This is a genomic window from Aliihoeflea aestuarii, assembly GCF_024105665.1.
GTDB classification, from domain to species: domain Bacteria; phylum Pseudomonadota; class Alphaproteobacteria; order Rhizobiales; family Rhizobiaceae; genus Aliihoeflea; species Aliihoeflea aestuarii.
On the sequence record NZ_JAAAMK010000001.1, the window covers coordinates 121,722 to 140,534 of the forward strand.

18 protein-coding genes are annotated in these 18,813 nt (G+C 63.3%); 8 read left to right on the plus strand and 10 right to left on the minus strand.

The window, feature by feature from the left end:
* The first annotated feature begins 44 nt into the window (after nucleotides 1-44).
* Nucleotides 45-2,141: a S9 family peptidase gene (locus GTW25_RS00620; RefSeq protein WP_252910059.1), complete on the plus strand. Its 2,097-nt coding sequence runs from the start codon at nucleotides 45-47 to the stop codon at nucleotides 2,139-2,141.
* Between the two features lie 104 nt (nucleotides 2,142-2,245).
* Here the strand turns inward: GTW25_RS00620 and GTW25_RS00625 are convergent, their stop codons facing one another.
* The 5 genes from GTW25_RS00625 to GTW25_RS00645 all read right to left on the minus strand — a co-directional run bounded on the left by GTW25_RS00625 (nucleotide 2,246) and on the right by GTW25_RS00645 (nucleotide 5,753).
* Nucleotides 2,246-2,593: a GFA family protein gene (locus GTW25_RS00625; RefSeq protein ID WP_252910060.1), complete on the minus strand. Its 348-nt coding sequence runs from the start codon at nucleotides 2,591-2,593 to the stop codon at nucleotides 2,246-2,248.
* 78 nt (nucleotides 2,594-2,671) lie between these two features.
* Nucleotides 2,672-3,598, minus strand: a complete 927-nt coding sequence (locus tag GTW25_RS00630) for a cytochrome c (RefSeq protein WP_252910061.1) — start codon at nucleotides 3,596-3,598, stop codon at nucleotides 2,672-2,674.
* A gap of 6 nt (nucleotides 3,599-3,604) precedes the next feature.
* Nucleotides 3,605-4,030: a c-type cytochrome gene (locus tag GTW25_RS00635; protein ID WP_252910062.1), complete on the minus strand. Its 426-nt coding sequence runs from the start codon at nucleotides 4,028-4,030 to the stop codon at nucleotides 3,605-3,607.
* 160 nt (nucleotides 4,031-4,190) lie between these two features.
* The gene (locus tag GTW25_RS00640; protein WP_252910063.1) at nucleotides 4,191-4,793 is read right to left on the minus strand and encodes a superoxide dismutase; all 603 of its coding nucleotides are present in this window, start codon (nucleotides 4,791-4,793) and stop codon (nucleotides 4,191-4,193) included.
* Between the two features lie 93 nt (nucleotides 4,794-4,886).
* Nucleotides 4,887-5,753 (minus strand): branched-chain amino acid aminotransferase, encoded by an 867-nt coding sequence (locus GTW25_RS00645; RefSeq protein WP_252910064.1) that lies wholly within the window; start codon nucleotides 5,751-5,753, stop codon nucleotides 4,887-4,889.
* Nucleotides 5,754-5,906: 153 nt separating this feature from the next.
* Between GTW25_RS00645 and GTW25_RS00650 the strand changes: the two genes are divergently transcribed.
* The gene (locus tag GTW25_RS00650; RefSeq protein ID WP_252910065.1) at nucleotides 5,907-6,569 is read left to right on the plus strand and encodes a haloacid dehalogenase type II; all 663 of its coding nucleotides are present in this window, start codon (nucleotides 5,907-5,909) and stop codon (nucleotides 6,567-6,569) included.
* Between the two features lie 183 nt (nucleotides 6,570-6,752).
* Entirely contained in the window at nucleotides 6,753-7,505 is a 753-nt protein-coding gene (locus GTW25_RS00655; RefSeq protein ID WP_252910066.1) for a L,D-transpeptidase, read from the plus strand.
* Nucleotides 7,506-7,520: 15 nt separating this feature from the next.
* Here GTW25_RS00655 and GTW25_RS00660 read toward each other — a convergent pair whose 3' ends face one another.
* A complete protein-coding gene (locus tag GTW25_RS00660; protein ID WP_252910067.1) occupies nucleotides 7,521-9,071 on the minus strand; it encodes a helicase HerA-like C-terminal domain-containing protein in 1,551 nt (516 codons plus the stop codon).
* Nucleotides 9,072-9,255: 184 nt separating this feature from the next.
* Here GTW25_RS00660 and GTW25_RS00665 point away from each other — a divergent pair, with 184 nt between their 5' ends.
* Nucleotides 9,256-10,644 carry a methylmalonyl-CoA mutase family protein gene (locus tag GTW25_RS00665; protein ID WP_252910068.1) on the plus strand — a complete coding sequence of 463 codons (1,389 nt, stop codon included), beginning with the start codon at nucleotides 9,256-9,258 and terminating at the stop codon, nucleotides 10,642-10,644.
* Between the two features lie 23 nt (nucleotides 10,645-10,667).
* On the opposite strand, the gene GTW25_RS00670 is transcribed toward GTW25_RS00665, so the two are convergent.
* Nucleotides 10,668-11,207 (minus strand): dihydrofolate reductase family protein, encoded by a 540-nt coding sequence (locus GTW25_RS00670; protein WP_252910069.1) that lies wholly within the window; start codon nucleotides 11,205-11,207, stop codon nucleotides 10,668-10,670.
* A gap of 64 nt (nucleotides 11,208-11,271) precedes the next feature.
* Entirely contained in the window at nucleotides 11,272-12,273 is a 1,002-nt protein-coding gene (locus tag GTW25_RS00675) for an asparaginase (RefSeq protein ID WP_252910645.1), read from the minus strand.
* A gap of 60 nt (nucleotides 12,274-12,333) precedes the next feature.
* Here GTW25_RS00675 and GTW25_RS00680 point away from each other — a divergent pair, with 60 nt between their 5' ends.
* Entirely contained in the window at nucleotides 12,334-13,071 is a 738-nt protein-coding gene (locus GTW25_RS00680) for a DUF3750 domain-containing protein (RefSeq protein WP_252910070.1), read from the plus strand.
* 11 nt (nucleotides 13,072-13,082) lie between these two features.
* Here GTW25_RS00680 and GTW25_RS00685 read toward each other — a convergent pair whose 3' ends face one another.
* Both GTW25_RS00685 and GTW25_RS00690 read right to left on the minus strand, forming a co-directional pair.
* Complete coding sequence (locus tag GTW25_RS00685) at nucleotides 13,083-13,751, minus strand: SDR family NAD(P)-dependent oxidoreductase (protein WP_252910071.1); 669 nt, start codon at nucleotides 13,749-13,751, stop codon at nucleotides 13,083-13,085.
* On the minus strand, nucleotides 13,748-14,914 hold the full coding sequence (locus GTW25_RS00690) for an acetyl-CoA acetyltransferase (RefSeq protein WP_252910072.1): 1,167 nt from the start codon (nucleotides 14,912-14,914) through the stop codon (nucleotides 13,748-13,750). Before GTW25_RS00690 ends, GTW25_RS00685 begins: the two co-directional genes overlap by 4 nt.
* A gap of 132 nt (nucleotides 14,915-15,046) precedes the next feature.
* On the opposite strand from GTW25_RS00690, the gene betI reads away from it, so the two are divergent.
* Genes betI through betA form a run of 3 tightly spaced genes read left to right on the plus strand, consistent with a single transcriptional unit; the run spans nucleotide 15,047 to nucleotide 18,800 of the window.
* On the plus strand, nucleotides 15,047-15,628 hold the full coding sequence (gene betI / locus GTW25_RS00695; RefSeq protein WP_252910073.1) for a transcriptional regulator BetI: 582 nt from the start codon (nucleotides 15,047-15,049) through the stop codon (nucleotides 15,626-15,628).
* Nucleotides 15,625-17,145 (plus strand): choline-sulfatase, encoded by a 1,521-nt coding sequence (betC, locus tag GTW25_RS00700; RefSeq protein ID WP_290127838.1) that lies wholly within the window; start codon nucleotides 15,625-15,627, stop codon nucleotides 17,143-17,145. The genes betI and betC overlap by 4 nt, the downstream gene beginning before the upstream one ends.
* A 2-nt stretch (nucleotides 17,146-17,147) precedes the next feature.
* Nucleotides 17,148-18,800, plus strand: a complete 1,653-nt coding sequence (betA, locus tag GTW25_RS00705) for a choline dehydrogenase (protein ID WP_252910647.1) — start codon at nucleotides 17,148-17,150, stop codon at nucleotides 18,798-18,800.
* Nucleotides 18,801-18,813: the final 13 nt, after the last annotated feature.

Here is an 18,813-nt window from a genome sequence, read left to right on the forward strand (position 1 = left end):
TTCCTCGTCCCGCCGTTCTTTTCCCTTTTGCATTCCGGGATTTCATGACCAGCCTCCAGCCTGCCCTCTCGTCCGCCCCGATCGCCGACAGGCGCGACCATGTTCACACCCATCACGGCATCACCGTATCCGACCCTTATCACTGGCTGAGGGCGCAGAACTGGCAAGAGGTTTTCAAGGACCCCGCGACGCTGGCGCCCGACATTCGCGCCCATCTGGATGCCGAAAATGCCTATCAGGCCGATCTCATGGCCAACACGAAGGAACTGCGCGCCGCTCTCTTTGCCGAGATGAAGGGCCGGATCAAGGAAGATGATTCCTCCGTGCCGATGCCAGACGGCCCCTTCGCCTATGGCTCGTCCTACAAAAAGGGCGGCGAACAGCCACGCTTCTTCCGCACGCCGCGCGCCGGCGGGCAGGAGGACATCGTCCTCGACGGCGACAAGGAAGCGGAGGGCCAGGCCTATTTCCGTCTCGGCGGCGTCGACCATTCGAGCGATCACGCGCGGCTGATCTGGTCCTATGACGAGAAGGGTTCGGAGTTCTATACGCTCAAGGTGCGCGACATCGCATCGGGGAGCGACCTTTCCGACCTCGTCGCCAATACCGGCGGATCGGGCGACTGGGACGCCTCGAACACGGGCTTCTTCTATACCAGCCTCGACGATAACCATCGCCCATCGAAAATCTTCCATCATCGTCTTGGCGACGACCAGTCCGCAGACCGCCTGATCTACGAGGAAACCGATCCGGGCTTCTTCATGAATGTCGGCGGCACCCGCACGGGCGACTGGATCTTCATCGGCATCAACGATCACGAAACGACCGAGTACCGCATCCTCCCGGCAGGTGATCCGGCCGCCGAGCCGCGCCTCGTTGCCGCTCGCCAGACCGGCGTGGAGTACGAACTGGAAGAAGGCGGCGACGTCTTCTTCATCCTGACCAACTCTGGAGATGCCAAGGATTTCCGGATCATGACGACGCCCGTCGCCGATCCGCGCCCCGAAAACTGGAGCGAACTCGTCGCGCACGAGCCCGGCCGGCTGATCCTGTCGATCATGGGCTTCAAGGATTATCTCGTTCGCCTCGAGCGCAAGGACGGCTTGCCGCGCATCGTCATCCGCGAGCGCGGATCGGGCGAAGAGCATGTGATCGCCTTCGAGGAAGAAGCCTATTCTCTCGGGCTGATCGGTTCGCTCGAATACGACACGGATGTGATCCGCTTTACCTATTCGTCGATGACGACGCCGTCGCAGCTTTTCGACTACGATATGCGCACGCGCGAACGCACGCTCTTGAAAACGCAGGACGTCCCCTCCGGCCACAACCGCGACGACTACGTCACGCGCCGCCTGATGGCGCCTGCCGAGGACGGCGAACTCGTGCCGATCTCGCTGCTCTACCACAAGGACACGAAGCTCGACGGCTCCGCGCCCTGTCTTCTCTACGGCTACGGCTCCTACGGCATCACCATACCCGCATCGTTCAACACCAACTGCCTGTCGCTTGCCGATCGCGGCTTCGTCTATGCGATCGCCCATACTCGCGGCGGCAAGGACAAGGGCTTCGCCTGGTACGAACAGGGCCGGCGCGAGCACAAGGCGAACACCTTCAACGACTTCATCGCCGCCGCACGCCATCTGGTGACGGAAGGCTACACCGCGCATGACCGGATCATCGCGCAAGGCGGCTCGGCAGGCGGCATGCTGATGGGCGCAGTCGCCAACATGGCGCCCGACGCCTTCGCGGGCATCGTCGCCGAAGTGCCCTTCGTCGACGTGCTCAACACGATGCTCGACGCCTCGCTGCCGCTCACCCCGCCCGAATGGCCCGAGTGGGGCAATCCGCTCGCCTCGCCCGACGACTATGCGCGCATCGCCTCATGGTCGCCCTACGACAACGTCGCCGCGCAGGACTATCCGCCGATCCTCGCCCTCGCCGGGCTGACCGACCCGCGCGTGACCTATTGGGAACCGGCGAAATGGGTCGCCCGGCTGCGCCAGATGAAGACGGACGACCATCCTGTCCTGTTCAAGATCAATATGGACGCCGGCCACGCCGGCGCGTCCGGCCGTTTCTCCCGGCTGGAGGAGATCGCCTATGTCTACGCCTTCGCGCTGAAGGTGGTCGGGAAGGCGTGAAGCGGCACGTCGAGGCATGGATTCCTGTGACCCCCGTGACAAGCACGGGGGTCACAGGAATCCATGCCTCGACCTTCTCACCACGATTTCGCCTGCCACCGACACTACAAAATCGACCGTCCGTCGAACTCCACGCGCGGGACCGACGCCAGATCCACCTCTTCGAGGCATCGAATGTTGACGTAGGCCGAGCGGCCGGGTTGCTCGGCCGCGTCCTCGCCATAGGGGTGCATGCCACATTTCGCGCAGAAGCGGTGGACGATGACGTGATTGTTGAAGAGGTAACGCGCCGGCTCCTCGACCGCGCGCACCTTCAGACGGTCGTGCGGGACAGCCCAAAGCAGCGCGCCCTTCTTCGAACAGATCGAGCAGTTGCACGAAAGCGCCGCCGTCAGTTCTCCGTCGATTTCGATCTCGATATTGCCGCAGTGGCAACCACCCATGTAGCGCATGAAACCGGTCCTCCGTTCGCCGTCGCTTCTGCCGAAACGACGAAACGGCAAGCCTCGAACCGACAAAGAGGCGAAAATTCAGTCGGCGCGGAACGCGTCGTCGCTCTCGGGCTCCGCGACGCTCTCCACCGCCGGTATCGCCTTCAGATAGGCCGCGATCGCCTCGCGATCCTCGGCCGGCACTTGCGCCATGTTGCGGATGACGGCGGCCATGCGCCCTCCCGCCGAATCGAAATCGGGCGTAAATCCGCTTTCGAGATAATAGGCGATGTCGTCCTCGCTCCAGTCCGCGATGTCACCGCCCGGCGTGATGTTGGGCCGGCCACCGAGCCACGCACTCGTATCCAGCCCGCCGGTGACCGCACGCGGCGTATGACACTCGCCGCAATGGCCGAGCGCCTCGACGAGATACTGGCCTGCAAGCACTTGGTCGACCGCCCCCGCAAGGTCCACCTGCGGTTCGTCGTTCAGATATAGCCGCTTCCACAACCCGATGCCGCGCCGCACGGTGAACGGGAACGAAACCTGATGGCCGGGCGCGTCGGACGCCACCGCCGGCAGCGTCTGCATGAAAGCGAAGAGGTTCGCGACGTCTTCGTCGCGCATGCGGCTGTAGGACGTGTAGGGGAAGGCAGGATAGTAATGCGTGCCCTCCGGCGATACGCCCTGCTTCACCGCATTGGCGAAATCGCCGAGCGTCCATCCGCCGATGCCGTGCTGCGCGTCGGTCGAGATGTTCGGCGCGATGAACGTGCCGAATTCGCTTTCCAGTTCCACGCCGCCGGCCAGTTCCAGCATCGCCTCGCCGCTCGAACCGGGCGCGGCATGGCACGACGCGCAACCGGCCGCCCAGAAGATGCGCTCGCCCGCAGCCGCATCGCCGTCCGGCAATGCGGCGAGTTCAGCCGCATCGAGACGAACCGGTTCGGTCAAATACCAGAAGGCCGCACCACCGAGCGCCGCCGTCAGCGCGAGGCCGGTCGCGAGTTTCGCCCCGACGCCCATGCGCGATCAATCCGCCCTGTAGGTCTCGTGGCAGGTGCCGCAGGAAGCGCCGATCGGCTGGAAAGAGGCGCGGAATACCTGCTGGTCTTCCGGCGCGGCAGCGACGGCCGCCTGCACCGCCGCGCGATATTCGGCATCGAGTTCGATGAAGCCCTCGCGATCGCTCCATACGGCTGCCGTGGCGTCGCCGCCCTCGCTGCCTTCGGGATAAAGCGCCTCGATATCGTGTGCCTGCGCATTCGCGTTGAGCTCTTCCAGCGCAGCCAGCACCGTATCGGCATCGAAAGGCGTCCTGCCCTGTGCGATTGGCCCGAGCGTACGCAGGATTTGCGAGCGCTCTTTCATGATCGCCTCCCGGTCCTCGATCGGATCGGCCGAAGCGAACGGGACGAACAGCATGATCGCTGCGGTGGCTGGGAGGATCGATCTCATGGGGCTCTCCGGGCTTCCTGAACTGATGGAACAGTAGCGATCAATGTTCGACGCGATACCGCGTTCCGACCATATCCCGATAAAGCTTTCGTGACAGAGCGACCCCATACAAACAAAAACCCCGGCGCGAAGGCCGGGGTTTTCGTTGATCTTGCGAAGCTCAGCGCGTCGCTTCCTCGTACATTTCCAGGACGTGGTCCCAGTTGATGAGGTTGTCGATGAAGGCTTCGAGGTATTTCGGGCGCGCATTGCGGTAGTCGATGTAATAGGAATGCTCCCACACATCGACGCCGAGAATGGGCTTCGCGCCATGAACCAGCGGGTTTTCGCCGTTCGGAGTCTTCTGGATCTCGATCTTGCCATTCTTGACCGCAAGCCATGCCCAGCCCGAGCCGAACTGGCCGACGCCGGCCGCGATGAAATCGGTGCGGAACTTGTCGTAGCCGCCCAGATCACTGTCGATCGCCTTTTGCAGCGCGCCCGGCAGGCTTTTGCCGCCGCCGCCCTTCTTCATCCACTTCCAAAAATGAATGTGGTTGTAGTGCTGGCCGGCATTGTTGAAGAGCGGCTGGTTCTTGCCGAAGCTCTGCTTGACGATCTCTTCAAGCGAAAGACCGTCCATGCCGGCTTCCTTGGCGAGTTCGTTGCCCTTGTCGACATACGCCTTGTGGTGCTTGTCGTGGTGATATTCCAGCGTCTCCTTGGACATATAGGGCTGGAGCGCCTCATAATCATAAGGCAGTGCGGGCAGTTCGAAAGCCATGTCGGTCTCCCTCTCGAGAAATGAATATCGATAGTTGCTTACATAGGCAGTTGGTCACATCACGCAACCGGCCGGATCAGACATTTCCGCCGATCAGGCGTGCGCCCACTCCCAATAGAGCTTGCGCGCCTTCGCCGCGACGGGGCCGGGCTGAAGGTTGCGGTTCTCGATCTTCGTGATCGGTATGACCTTTGAATGGTTGCCGGTCGAGAAGATTTCGTCGGCCTCCAGAAAATCCTTCACGGTCAGCGTGCGCTCTGAAACCGAATAGCCCGCATCCTTAAGCAAACCCATGGTGCGCGAGCGCGTGATGCCGGGAAGGAACGTCCCGTTTTTGGTCGGCGTCAGCACTTCGCCGTCCTTGACCATGAAGATGTTGGACGAGCCCGTCTCGGCGACGTTGCCGAGCATATCGAGCACCAGCGCATTGTCGAAGCCGCGGCTTTTGGCTTCGAGGATCGCACGGCCGTTATTGGGATAAAGGCAACCCGCCTTGGCGTTGGTCGGCATGGTTTCGATCGTCGGGCGGCGAAAGGGCGACACGGTGATGGAGAACCCGTCCGGTCCCTGCATCGGCGATTCGTAGAGGCACAGGCAAAAACGCGTGGAGGCCGGATCGGCCGGAACGCCCATATAGCCGCCATGCTCGGCCCAATACATCGGACGGATGTAGACGGCCGTCTTGCCGTCGAACTTCTTCAGCCCTTCCCAGGTCAGGTCGATGATCTCGCCGGCCTCTTTCGTCGGCTTCAGGCCGAGCGCCGTTGCGGACGCGTTGACACGCGCGGCGTGGAGATCGAGATCGGGCGCGACGCCTTCGAACCAGCGCCCGCCGTCGAAAACGGATGAGCCGAGCCACATGATATGGCTGCGCGGCCCCACCAGCGCGACATTTCCTTCGTGCCATTCGCCATCGACAAACGTCCAGGTCAGCGACTGGGCGGGTACTGAAAGTGTCATCTCAAGCATTCCTGTTCTTTTGTATCGCGCGCATGCAAGATGGGCCGAGGCTGCGGGTCAACCGGCAGATGCGTCATTCGATGGGTCCAACGCGCGTTCTGCTTGACCGGAAATCGCGTTTTCGGTCAAGTCCCGGCCAAAAGAGGCCGATCCATGAAATACGCCACCTATGTCTTCGACGCCTATGGCACGCTTTTCGACGTGCATGCGGCCGTGCGCCGCCATGCCGGCGAGATCGGGCCGGAGGGGCAGAGACTTTCGGAAATCTGGCGCGCCAAGCAACTCGAATATTCGTGGACCCTGTCGCTTATGGGCGACTATCGCGACTTCTGGGAACTGACCGAGCGCGCCCTCGACGCCGCCTTCGCGCTCGTTCCCTCGGCCGACAGGGCCATGCGCCAGCCATTGCTCGATGCCTACTGGAAGCTCGACTGCTATCCCGAGGTCCCCAAAGTGCTCAAGGATCTGAAGGCGAACGGCGCCCGACTTGCGATCCTGTCGAACGGTTCGCCCGCAATGCTCGAATCCGCCGTTAAAAACGCAGCGCTCGACACCATCATCGACGAGATCTTCTCGGTCGACCGCATCCGCCGCTACAAGCCCCACCCTGACGTTTACGATATGGTGACGACGCAATGGCGTCTTTATCCGAGCGCGATTTCCTTCCAGTCATCGAACCGCTGGGACGCGGCCGGCGCGGCGAGGTTCGGCTACCGCACCATCTGGATCAACCGCTCGCGACAGCCGAACGAATATCCCGACCATCCCGCAAAGCTCGTCCTTCCCTCGCTCGAAGGCCTCATCACGGCTTCTTGACAGCGCATGGTCTGTGGCCGCAACGCCACAGATATGCGGGAAGTCCGAGGGAAACACAGACTGAACTTCCCGGTTCGCGCAGCTTGGGTTAACTCCAATGCCTCATTCGCCATTGACCCGGCGGAACCTGCCGGATGATCTTGCGTTGCACGGCAAGATCCGCATTGGAGCCAGATTTTTGAAATGATTGAGCATGTCTCCCGCCGCCGGTTTCTCGGCGTGGCTGCCGCCGGTGCCGCATCGCTCGCGCTTTCGGCCTGCACCAGCGTTCCGCGCCGCGACACGATAGGCTCCGGCTCGGCGATCAGCTATGCACCGCCCCCGCCGGAACCGGATTATTCGCCAGCCTATTATCAGCAAGCCTATGCGTCGGTTCTGGATGAGGGATACCAGATTCCCGCCGTTCCGTTCGAACGTATCAATCCCCGGCTTCTGCGCCGCCGCGTCCCCGATCCGACCGGCGAGGCTCCCGGCACCGTCGTCGTCGACGTGGGCAATCATTATCTCTACGTCGTCGAGGCGGGCGGCCGGGCCATGCGCTATGGCGTCGGTCTGGGGCGTGCCGGTTTCGAATGGTCGGGCCGCGGCGAGATCGACTGGAAGCAGACCTGGCCGCGCTGGTTCCCGCCGGACGAAATGATCGACCGTCAGCCCGAACTCGAACCTTATCGCGCCGAATACAACCCCTCGACGCGTAGCTGGGACGGCGGCATGCAGGCTGGCCTCGGCAACCCTTTGGGCGCCCGCGCGCTCTATATCTATCAAGACGGCAAGGACACGCTCTACCGTCTGCACGGCTCGCCTGAATGGTGGTCGATCGGCCTGTCGGTCTCGTCCGGCTGCGTTCGTCTCATCAACCAGGACGTGATCGACCTCTACGACCGCGTGCCCGCAAAGTCGCCCATTCTCGTCACGTCCGGCCTCGCGACCGTCTGATCGGAAAGGGCGGCTTTAACGGCCGCCCTTCAAACTCCCCAATATGCCGCGAACCAATGCGCGGCCGACCGACGATCCGACCGAGCGCACCACCGACTTCATCGCCGCCTCGGCCACCGATTGCCGGTTCGAGGCGCGTGGTGCAGGCTGGCGGCGCTCGCGCGGCGCTTCGGCTCCATCGGGCAGCGTCCAGCGCGGGCGCTGCGCGACCTCCTTTTGCTCTGCCTCCCGGCGGCGCTGGTCTTCCTCGGCGCGCATCTTCGCCTCGGCCTGCTTTGCCAGCATTTCGTGCGCCGATTCCCGGTCGACGGCCGTGTCGTACTGGCCGGCCACGGGGCTTTGCGCGATCACCGCACGCCGCTCTTCCGGCGTCAAAGGACCCAACCGTGACGATGGCGGGCGGATCAGTGTTCGCTGAACCATCGAGGGCACGCCCTTTTCTTCCAGCGTCGAGACCAGCGCCTCGCCGGTGCCAAGCTGCGTGATCGCCACGGCACAGTCGAAATCGGGATTCGGCCGGAACGTCTCGGCCGCCGTCTTCACCGCTTTTTGCTCGCGCGGCGTATACGCGCGGAGGGCATGTTGAACCCTGTTACCCAACTGCGCCAAGACGGTTTCCGGCACGTCGAGCGGGTTCTGCGTGACGAAATAGACGCCGACGCCTTTGGAGCGGATCAACCGCACGACCTGCTCGACCCGTTCCACCAGCACCTTCGGCGCGTCCGAAAACAACAGATGCGCCTCGTCGAAGAAGAACACCAGACGCGGCTTGTCGGGATCGCCGATCTCGGGCAGTTCCTCGAACAGTTCCGACATCAGCCACAAAAGAAACGTCGCGTAGAGACGCGGGTTCATCATCAGCCGGTCTGCGGCCAGAACGTTGATGGCGCCGCGTCCGTCGCGCGAAGTTCGCATCAGGTCCGCTATCCGCAAGGCCGGCTCGCCGAAGAAATGGTCTCCGCCCTGCTGCTCCAGCACCAGAAGCGCGCGCTGGATCGCGCCGACCGACGCTTTCGTCACATTGCCGTAGCGACCGGACAGTTCGCTCGCCCGTTCCGACATATTGGCGAGCATCGACTGAAGGTCCTTCATGTCGAGCAGGAGAAGCCCTTCCTCGTCGGCCAGACGGAAGGCGATGTTGACGATCCCTTCCTGTGCTTCTGTGAGATTGAGGAGGCGGGACAGCAAGAGCGGCCCCATTTCCGAAACCGTCGCCCGGATCGGATGGCCCTGCTCTCCGAAAAGGTCCCAAAAGACGACGGGAAATTCCGTAAACTCGTAATTTTGGAGTTGCACCGCTTCGGCACGCTTGGTGAGGAAGTCCTTCGGCTCGCCTTTCGCCGCAAGCCCGGCGACGTCCCCCTTGATGTCGGCGCAGAAGACCGGCACGCCGGCCTCCGAAATCCCCTCGGCGAGGATCTGTAGCGTCACCGTCTTGCCGGTGCCGGTCGCACCCGTCACAAGCCCGTGGCGATTGCCGTATTTGAGCAGCAATTCCTCAGGCCGCTGATAGGTGTCGTCCGGCTTTCGACTGGCGCCAAGGAAAATGCTTTCGGCCTGCCACATGATGCCCCTCCGTTCGTAAAACGCGCCGCGAGATTCGGCTGAACCCGCGCCATCGTCAATAGGCGCATGTGCAACAACACATTGCAAAAAGTTCTCAGGCGGGCGACCGCGCGTTGCGTGTGTGTCCATGCCACCTTAAGTTCAGTGCAAAGGCTGCGGCGAGGCGGCCAAAGAAAGGGCGGAAATGGAAGCAGCAAGTGTCGGCACCCGGTCGTTTCCCGCGATGAAGCGGGACGTCTGGCTTGAACGGCTGGCGGCGGAGCCGGCACGTTCGGAACGCCTCCACTACGAGGTCGATGCGTCGGGCCTTCAGGCACGCGCGGGCGGCGTCGCGGACTGGAAGATCCTGCAGCGCGTGGACGATTCCGATCCGGCGCGCGCCAATGCGCAGGCGCTGACCGATCTCGAAAATGGCGCCGACGGGCTTGCTCTGGTCTTCGAAGGCGCCCCGAATTCCTTCGGATATGGCCTCCCCGCCTCACCCGACGCGTTGCGCATCGCGCTTGCCGGCGTTCCGCTCGACAAAATTCATCTGCGCATCGACGTCCACCCGATGAGCCGTACATCGGTCGACTGGATGGTCGACATCTTCTCGCGCTGGCCGAACGTCGATCCGGCAAAGCTCAGCCTTTCCTTCGGCGTCGATCCCGGTGCGGTTTTCGCCGGCACCGGCCGCCTGCATATGTCGATCGAGGCGCTTCAGGCTTCGATGCCGCAGTCGCTCGCGCACTTCTTCTCGGTCGGCGCACCGGCAGTGCTTCTGGAAGCCGACGGCCGCGTCGTCCACAATGCGGGCGCGACCGACGCGCAGGAACTCGGCGTCATGCTGGCTTGCGCGGTCAGCCATCTGCGCATGTTCGAGGAGGCGCGCCAGCCTCTGGTCTACGCCGCGCCGCATATGGGCTTCGCTCTCGCTGCCGGGCAGGACCCCTTGTCGACCATCGTCAAGATCCGCGCGCTTCGCAAGCTTTGGGACGCGGTCGAGGAGCATTCCTCGCTGCCGCACGTTCCCGCGAACATCCATGCCGAGACATCGTTTCGCATGATGAGCCGGCGCGATCCGGAGACGAATATCACCCGCAACACGCTGGCAGCGGCAGCGGCCATCGGCGGCACGGCCAATTCGGTCTCGATCCTGCCCCACACCATGCCGGTCGGCCTTCCCGAGCGCGCGGCGCGGCGCATGGCGCTGTCCTGCCAGACGGTGATGAAGCGCGAGGTGCAGTTGCGGCCGATCTCCAACCCGACGCCCGCGCCGGACCTTCAATATCATCTCATCGCATCGCTGTGCGAGACTGCATGGGAAGAGTTTCGCCGCATCGAGAACGAAGGCGGCATCCTGCGCTCGCTTCTCGACGGCCGACTTCAGGAACGCGTGCTGGAAGCCCGTCAGGCGCGCATCGAAAGCGTTCGCGGCGGCCAGAACGTCATCGTCGGCGCAACCGTTTTCGAGCCGCCGGTGCCCGTTTCGCAGGCCACCCTCGATGCGCCGATCAAGCCGCTGCCGGAAACGGGAACGGTCTTTTGCGAAAAGCTCCTGCCCCGCAGGCTGGAACAGGATGTCGTCGGGTAGGAAAACCCCGCTCGCAGCGAAATCTACGGCGCGGACACCGGAACGTAGGTTAGTTTGATCACGTCCTCGCCCATCGGTTCATGGGCCGCCAGGCGAAGCGGCGGCCGCGGGCCGGCGAAAAACGGCTTGCCGTGCCCGACCACGACCGGGTGGATGTAGAGCCGATATTCATCGATGAGACCGCTTTCGGCGAGGCTTTGCGCCAATTCCGATCCCCCAACCTGCATTTCTCCGGTAAGCTCACTTTTCAGCTTGCGGATCGCCGCCTCGACATCCCCTTCAATCAGCGCGGCGTTGGGACCGACGGATTTCAAAGACCGCGACACCACCCATTTGGGATGCCCGCGCCAGGCATTTGCGAAATCCCATTCGTGCGCAGTCCACTCTGGGTGGTCTTCGTCCCAGTAGCGCATGATTTCATACAGGCGGCGGCCATAGATGCTGGCCGACAGTCCTCGCACTTCCTCGATAAAGTGGCGAAACAGAACAGGCCCCGGCGCGAACCGGTCATGGTCGATATAGCCGTCGAGCGACTGGTTCATTCCGAAATAAAGCTTCGCCATGCCGATATCCCCTCCAAGGTTTTTCAGCATAGCATGAACCGCTGCGATCAGCAGTTCTGGCCCGCTACGCAAGTTCCCCGGCCGGGCGCACGATTCCGACCTCGATGCCGTTCCAGTTCTTCATGACCTGATGCGAAAGCGCGCCGACTTCCTCGCCCAGCGCATCCTTCGACAGGCGTGCGATCAGCGCCGCGACCATCGTTTCGGCAGCACGAACCGCGCCGTCGTCGCATTTCAATGCAAAGCCGAGACCCAGTTCCGGCAGCGCGCCGCAATAGACGCCCTCCGCGCCGACCTTTACGAAAATTCTGCCCGCCCCGAGGGTCATCAGCTTCGTATCGAAGCGCTCCGTGCCGGCCACATAGAACGGCTCGGCCATGCACGCTTCGAAAATGCGCGACGCGGCCTTGGCCCTGCGCTGCCCTAGTCCCTGCCCCGTCGCCATGCGGGCAAAGCCCTTCGCCAGATTCGACAAGGGCACAGCATAGGTCGGGATCGAGCAGCCATCCGTGCCGCAGGAATCCTCGCCATGCGCTGCGCCCGTCACCGCCTCCATCGCCTCACGCACCATCTCCTGCGACTTGTGCCCGGCCTTCACATAGCCGCGAAGGTCGATGCCCATATGCCGGCAGGTGCACACGAAGCCCGAATGTTTGCCCGAGCAATTGTTGTGAAGCGCTCTCGGCTGTCCCCCGGACCGCGCCAGTTCGATGGTCGCCTCCTGCCGGGTCGGCCAGTGCGTGCCACATTCCAGATCGTGCGCCGAGAGCCCGGCCTTTGCCAGCATCGAGGCCGCGCGGTCGGCATGCGCGGCCTCGCCCGAATGCGAAGCGCAGGCGAGCGCGATGTCGGCCCTGGAAAATTCGTAGGCATCGGCCGCGCCGCTCTCGATCAGCGGCAGCGCCTGGATCGACTTCACGGCCGAGCGCGGGAAGACCGGCCGGGCGACGTCGCCGACCGTCATCACTTCGGTGCCATCGCCGTCGAAGACGGAGATCGCGCCGCGATGACGGCTTTCGATCACATTTGCGCGGGTGACTTCGACCAGAACCGGATTTACCATTATCTGTCCTCATGAAACTGCCCCGCAGATAGCCCGTCCGTTCCCCGAAAGAAAGCTTGCCGATTGTCGATCGCATTGCGCCTGTCAGGCTTCGTCTTCCTGATCTTCATCCTGCCGGCTCTCGCCACACTCGGCTGGTGGACCTTCGCCGACCGTCCGCAAACTTGGCGCATCGCCAACTGGTCGTCCGCCGGTCTCCTGCCGCCGCCTCAAGCCGAAAACGCCGCGATCTACGTGCTGGCGGCGCGCACCGGTGGCCTCAAGGGAGCGCTTTCCGTCCATAGCTGGATCGTTCTCAAGCGCCCCGGCGAAACGAGCTACGAGCGCTACGACAAGGTGGGCTGGGGCTCGCCCATCCGCCGCAACCATCGCGACGCCGACGGCTACTGGTACTCGAACCCGCCCTATGTCGTGCATGCCGTGGAGGGCGACGCAGCCGAGAGGCTGTTGCCGCAATTCGACGCAGCCATCGCCGCCTATCCCTACGCCCAGCAGGGCGGCTATCGCATCTGGCCGGGACCGAACTCCAACAGCTTCGTCGCCAATGTGATCGAAGCCGTGCCCGATTTCGGCGGCCGTTTGCCGCCCAACGCGGTCGGGCGCGACTATGCAGCGGGCCTCGGTGCATTCGGCATGACGCCGGACGGGCGCGATTTCCGCATCAATCTGGCCGGTTATGCCGGCATCACCATAGGTGCATCGAGCGGCCTCGAATTCCACCTTCTCGGCCTCGTCGCCGGCATCGACATCAAGCGTCTGGGCATCAAGGTGCCGGGATATGGAACGATGGCTATTTTCTGAAGAAGGCTGACCTATCCAGCCTTCGACCGCCCGCCGTCCACGACGAGGGTGTGGCCGCTGACATAGCTCGCTTCCGACGACAGCAGGAACGCCACCGCTGCGGCGATCTCCTCGACATCGGATGGGCGGCGCAGCGGCACGTTCTCGATGGCGGCATTGCGGCGCCACGAAACGCAATTGACACGCACTGCCTTCGGCCCAAGCTCGGCCGCCAGCCCTTCGCTAAACGTCTTCAGCCCGGCGCGCGCTGTGGCTTCGGCGATTCCCGCGTCGCTCTCGGCCAGAAGATTGACGATGGAAAGGTCGTCGCCGCGCCGCTCGATCGCTTCGCGGCAGGCGATCTGCACCGCCACCAGACCGAACTCCAGCGCCTGACGCAGGTGCTCCGCTGAAAGGTCGTCCGATGTGGGTTTTTCCCCGGTCGGTCCTGCGTTCACCAGCGCGGCGATCGGGCCGAAGGCATCGACACACTGGTCGAACGCCTCCGAGATTTCCTCATCATCGGTCGGATCGGCGCGGATGAAGATCGCGTCCTCGCTGTCGAGGCGCTCTTCGGCCTCCGCCAGCGCTTCCGCCTCGGCATCGATGATAGCGACCGGCCATCCGTCGTCGAGCAGGCGCTCGGCAACGGCCAAGCCGATGCCGGACGCGCCGCCGGTGACGACGGCCGGGCGCTTCACTTGATGCGCTCGAGGATCGACACGTAATTGGCGACGGCCGCGCCGCCCATATTGAAGATGCCCGCAAGCTTGGCGTTCGGCACCTGTATGCCGCCCGCCTCGCCGGTCAGTTGCATGGCACTGAGCGCATGCATGGAAACGCCGGTCGCGCCGATCGGATGGCCCTTGGCCTTCAGCCCGCCTGAAGGGTTGACCGGCAGGCGGCCACTCTTCTCGGTCTGCCCTTCGAGCGCGATCCTGCCGCCCTCGCCACGCTTGGCTAGTCCCATAGCCTCATACTCGATCAGTTCGGCGATGGTGAAACAGTCATGCGTTTCGACCAGCGAAAGATCGTCGAGCGTCACACCGGCGCTCTTCAACGCGCGCGACCAGGCTTCCTCGGCACCCTCGAACAGCAAAATGTCGCGCTTCGACAGCGGCAGGAAGTCCTGCACATGCTCGTTGGCGCGGAAGGCGACGGCGCGCTTCATGCGCAGTGCCGTGCGCGTATCGGCCAGCACGATCGCCGCCGCGCCGTCCGAGACGAGCGAGCAATCGGTGCGCTTGAGGGGGCCTGCGACGAACGGGTTCTTCTCGCTTTCGTGGCGGCAGAAATCGAAGCCGAAATCCTTGCGCATCTGCGCGTAGGGGTTGTCGACGCCGTTCTTGTGGTTCTTCGCGGCGATCGTCGCCAGAGCGTCCGACTGATCGCCATGGCGCTGGAAATAGGCTTGCGCAATGCCGCCGAATACGCCCGCGAAACCGGCCGGCGTATCGCCTTCCTCCGGCAGATAGGACGCCTTCAAAAGGTTCTTGCCGATCTCGGGTCCAGCCGTCGTCGTCATCTGCTCGACGCCGACGACGAGCACGATCTTCGCAGCATTGGCATCGATGGCGCGGATGCCTTGGCGCACGGCCGCCGAACCGGTCGCGCAGGCGTTTTCAATGCGCGTCGCCGGCTTGAAGCGCAGCCGGTCGTCGGCCTGCAAAACCAGGCTCGCCGTGAAATCCTGGGCTGAGAAACCCGCGTTGAAATGGCCGAGCACGATCTCGTCCACGTCGTCCGGCCCGATCCCGGCATGTTCGAGCGCCTCGTTCGCAACCTTGGTGATCAGGCTTTCGACGGTCTCGTCCGCCAACTTGCCGAACGCCGAATGCGCCCAGCCGACAATGCATGCAGTCATTTGCGTTCAATCCTCCATGAATGCGCGATCCTACCATGCGTCAGCGCAGCGCCGGAACCCGAAAATCACTCACCGAAAATCGGGTGTGTTCCGGTTCTTGATTGACCAGTCAATTAACGTTAAATCTGGAACATGCCGAAACTTGGAATGGAACCCGTGCGCCGCAAGGCGCTGATCGATGCAGCGATCGCCGCTATCGGCGAGCGCGGTTCGCTCGACGTCACCATGGCGCAGATCGCCAGCCGTGCTGGCGTCTCATCCGCGCTCGCGCATCACTATTTCGGCGCCAAGGACGATCTTCTCCACGCAACGATGCGCCATATCCTGGCGGAACTCGGCCGCGACGCGCGCGAAGCGCTCGTCCAGGCCGCGACGCCCGAGGCGCGCATCCGGGCCGTCATCTCGGTTAATTTCTCACCGGACCAGTTCACGTCGCAAACGGTCGCCGCATGGCTGACCTTCTACGTCGCGGCGCAGCGGTCCGATCCGATGCGCCGGCTTTTGCGCATCTATGCACGCCGCCTCCATTCGAACCTGATGAGCGGCCTGCGCCCGTTGGTCAGCGACGCCGAGCAGACCGCCGAAGGCATCGCCGCGATGATCGACGGCCTCTATATCCGCCGCGCGCTGAAGGACGGCGCGCCGGACGCGGGCTCCGCCATCGCCCTCGTCAACGACTATCTCGATCTCAAACTCGCCGGAGCGGCCAATTGAAGCCCAACATCCTCATCATCATGGTCGACCAGCTTACCGGCACGCTCTTTCCTGACGGGCCGGCGGATTTCCTCCATGCACCGCATCTGAAGGCACTTGCGGCGCGGTCGGCCCGCTTCGCCGCCAACTACACCGCCTCGCCGCTATGTGCGCCGGCGCGGGCGTCCTTCATGAGCGGGCAATTGCCGTCGCGCACGCGCGTCTACGACAATGCCGCCGAGTTCTCCTCTTCGATCCCCACTTTCGCGCATCATTTGCGCGCCGCCGGCTATTACACCGCCTTGTCGGGCAAGATGCACTTCGTCGGACCAGACCAGCTTCACGGCTTCGAGGAACGCCTGACGACCGACATCTACCCCGCCGATTTCGGCTGGACACCGGACTATCGCAAGCCCGGCGAGCGGATCGACTGGTGGTACCACAACCTCGGCTCGGTCACGAATGCCGGCATCGCCGAGATCACCAACCAGATGGAATATGACGACGAGGTCGCCTTCCTCGCGAACCAGAAGCTCTATCAGCTTTCACGCGAAAGCCAGGACGCCGAGCGCCTCCCATGGTGCCTGACCGTGTCCTTCACCCATCCGCACGACCCCTTCGTCGCCCGCCAGAAATACTGGGATCTCTACGAGGGTTGCGACAAGCTCCAGCCGGAAATCGGCTTCATCCCGCTGGAAGAGCAGGATCCGCATTCGCAGCGCCTCTACCACGCCAGCGACTACCCCTCCTTCGACATCACGAGCGAGGACATCGCCAAGTCGCGCCGCGCCTATTTCGCCAATATCTCCTATATCGACGACAAGGTCGGCGAACTTCTCGACACGCTGAAACGCACACGCATGGCAGACGACACCATCGTCGTCTTCTGCTCCGATCACGGCGAGATGCTCGGCGAGCGCGGCCTGTGGTTCAAGATGTCCTTCCTTGACGGCGCGTCCTGCGTGCCGCTGATGATAGCCGGGCCGAATATCACCGCCGGCAACCACGACACGCCCACGTCCAATCTCGACATCTGTCCGACGCTGTGCGACCTCGCCGGCATCGACATGAGCGCGATTGCGCCATGGACGGACGGCACGTCGCTAAGGCACATGATCGACGGTGTCGAACGGCACGAGCCGGTGCTGATGGAATATGCCGCCGAAGGCTCCTACGCCCCGATGGTCGCCATCCGCGACGGGCGCTACAAGTTCGTCCATTGCGAGATCGACCCGCCGCAACTCTTTGATCTGGAATCGGATCCGGCCGAGCTGACCAACCTCGCGGAAGACTCCGCGCACGAACAGCTCGTCGCCGGTTTCGCCTCCCGCGTGCGGGAGCGCTGGGACATGGCACGCTTCGACGCGGATGTGCGCGAGAGCCAGGCGCGCCGCTGGGTGGTCTACCCGGCGCTTCGCAACGGTTCCTACTACCCGTGGGATTTTCAGCCGCTGCAAAAGGCGTCCGAGCGCTACATGCGCAACCACATGGATTTGAACGTGCTGGAAGACCGTCAGCGTTTTCCGCGAGGTGAATGACCATGCTCGAAGCCGATTACGTCATCGTCGGCTCCGGCTCCGCCGGCAGCGCGCTCGCCTATCGGCTGTCGGAAGACGGCAAGCATTCGGTCGCCGTCGTCGAATTTGGCGGGACGGATATCGGGCCGTTCATCCAGATGCCGGCCGCCCTCTCCTTTCCGATGAGCATGAGCCTTTACGACTGGGGCTTTCAAAGCGAAGCCGAGCCGCATCTTGGCGGAAGGCGGCTCGCCACACCGCGCGGCAAGGTCATCGGCGGCTCGTCCTCCATCAACGGGATGGTCTATGTGCGTGGCCATGCGCGCGATTTCGACCATTGGTCCGACGAAGGCGCAACCGGCTGGGCCTATGCCGATGTGCTGCCCTATTTCAAGCGCCTCGAAGCATCGCATGGCGGCGAAGCGCAATGGCGCGGCACGGACGGACCGATGCACGTCCAGCGCGGCCCGCGCGCCAATCCACTCTATGCCGCTTTCGTCGAAGCCGGCAGGCAGGCCGGTTTCGAGACGACGGACGACTATAACGGCTCCAAGCAGGAAGGCTTCGGGCCGATGGAACAGACCATCCATCGGGGCCGCCGCTGGTCGACCGCCAACGCCTATCTGCGTCCTGCCCTCAAACGCAAGAACGTCAATCTCGTCAGTGGTTTCGTTCGCCGCATTGTCATTGAGAACCAACGCGCCATCGGTGTCGAATACGAGGTGCGCGGGCAAATCCGTTTCGTGAAGGCCAAGCGCGAGGTGATCCTCGCCGCCTCCTCGATCAATTCGCCCAAGCTTCTGATGCTGTCAGGCATCGGGCCAGCCGCGCATTTGCGAGACAACGGCATCGAAATCGTCGCCGACCGCCCCGGCGTCGGCCAGAACCTGCAAGACCATATGGAACTTTACATCCAGCAGGAATCGACGAAGCCCATCACGCTCTACTCCAAGCTCAATCTTTTCTCGAAAGGGCTGATCGGCGCTCAATGGCTGTTCTTCAAGTCGGGGCTCGGCACGTCCAACCATTTCGAAGCGGCCGCCTTCGTCCGCTCCAAAGCCGGCGTCGACTATCCCGACATCCAGTATCACTTTCTCCCCGTTGCGATCCGCTATGACGGCAAGGCAGCGGCAAAGGCGCACGGCTTTCAGGCGCATGTCGGGCCGATGCGCTCGAAATCGCGCGGCTCCGTCACGCTGCGCTCGCCCGATCCGAAGGACAAGCCGGTCATCCGCTTCAACTACATGTCGCATCCCGACGACTGGGCCGATTTTCGCCACTGCATCCGCCTGACGCGTGAAATCTTCGGCCAATCCGCCTTCGACGAGTTCAGAGGCCCCGAAATCTCGCCCGGCGCGGACGTCCAAAGCGACGACCAGCTCGACGCGTTCATCCGCGAACATGCCGAAAGCGCCTATCATCCCTGCGGCACCTGCAGCATGGGCAATAAGGACGATCCGAATGCCGTCGTCGATCCCGAATGCCGCGTGATCGGCGTCGAGGGGTTGCGCGTCGCCGACTCCTCGATCTTCCCGCGCATCACAAACGGCAATCTCAACGCGCCGTCGATCATGGTCGGCGAAAAGGCGGCGGACCATATCCTTGGCCGCCAGCCGCTCGCACCCTCAAATCAGGAACCTTGGATCAGTCCGCGTTGGAAAACGTCAGACCGCTAGCCTCATCGGACGA